Here is a 1,333-nt window from a genome sequence, read left to right on the forward strand (position 1 = left end):
TCGGGTCGACGAGGGTGGAGGTGTCGCCGAGTTCGCGTCCTTCGGCGATGTCGCGCAGCAGGCGGCGCATGATTTTGCCGCTGCGGGTTTTCGGCAGTTCGGGCACCACGTGGATCTCCCGCGGCCGGGCGATCGGGCTGATCTCGTGGGACACCTCGGCCTTGAGCTCGTTGATCAGGTCCTGCCCGGTGTCGGTGGCCTCGGCGGTGAGGATGACGAAGGCGACGATGCCTTGGCCGGTGGTGGCGTCGGTGGCGCCGACGACGGCGGCCTCGGCGACGCCGACGTGGCCGACCAGGGCGGATTCGACTTCGGCGGTGGAGATGCGGTGGCCGGAGACGTTCATGACGTCGTCGACGCGGCCGAGCACCCACAGATCGGCGTCGGCGTCGAGTTTGGCGCCGTCACCGGCGAAGTAGAAGCCGTGTGCGGCGAAGCGTTCCCAGTAGGTGGCCCGGTAGCGGTCCATGTCGCCCCAGATGCCGCGCAGCATGGACGGCCAGGGCTGGTCCAGGACGAGGTAGCCGTTGGCTTCGGTCTCGCCGAGTCGGACCGGGTTGCCTTCCTCGTCGACGACTTTTGCCGAGATGCCGGGCAGCGGGGTCATGGCCGCGCCCGGTTTGGCGGCGGTGACGCCGGGCAGGGGGGAGATCATGATGGCGCCGGTTTCGGTCTGCCACCAGGTGTCCACGATGGGGGTCTTGTTGGCGCCGATGACCTCGCGGTACCAGCGCCAGGCTTCGGGGTTGATGGGTTCGCCGACCGAGCCGAGCAGCCGCAGGCTGGACAGGTTGTGGGCGGCGGGGATGTCGCGGCCCCACTTCATGAAGGTGCGGATGAGGGTGGGGGCGGTGTAGTAGATGGTGACACCGTATTTTTCGATGATTTCGAAATGCCGGTGCTCAGTGGGGGAGTTCGGGGTGCCTTCGTAGAGCACTTGGGTGGCGCGGTTGGCGAGGGGTCCGTAGACGATGTAGCTGTGGCCGGTGACCCAGCCGATGTCGGCGGTGCACCAGTAGAGGTCCTGATCCGGTTTGTGGTCGAAGACGTAGTGGTGGGTGTAGGCGGTTTGGGTGAGGTAGCCGCCGGTGGTGTGCAGGATGCCTTTGGGTTTTCCGGTGGTGCCGGAGGTGTAGAGGATGAACAGGGGGTGTTCGGCGTCGAAGGGTTGCGCTTCGTGCTCGGGGGAGGCGGTGGTGACGGTGTCGTGCCACCACAGGTCGCGGCCTTCGGTCATCGGCGCGTCGATGCCGGTGCGTTGCACCACCAGCACGTGCTCGACGGTCGTCTGGCCCGCGGTGAGTGCCTCGTCCACGGCCGCTTTGAGCGGGGC

General features: G+C 67.4%; 1 protein-coding gene. It reads right to left on the reverse strand.

The features are described from left to right. A partial coding sequence (locus AB0M45_RS33810) for an acetate--CoA ligase (protein ID WP_364337558.1) occupies positions 1-1,333 on the reverse strand: 1,333 nt, incomplete at both ends.

Origin of the sequence: Nocardia sp. NPDC051787 (assembly GCF_040681325.1) — a bacterium.
Lineage (GTDB): Bacteria > Actinomycetota > Actinomycetes > Mycobacteriales > Mycobacteriaceae > Nocardia.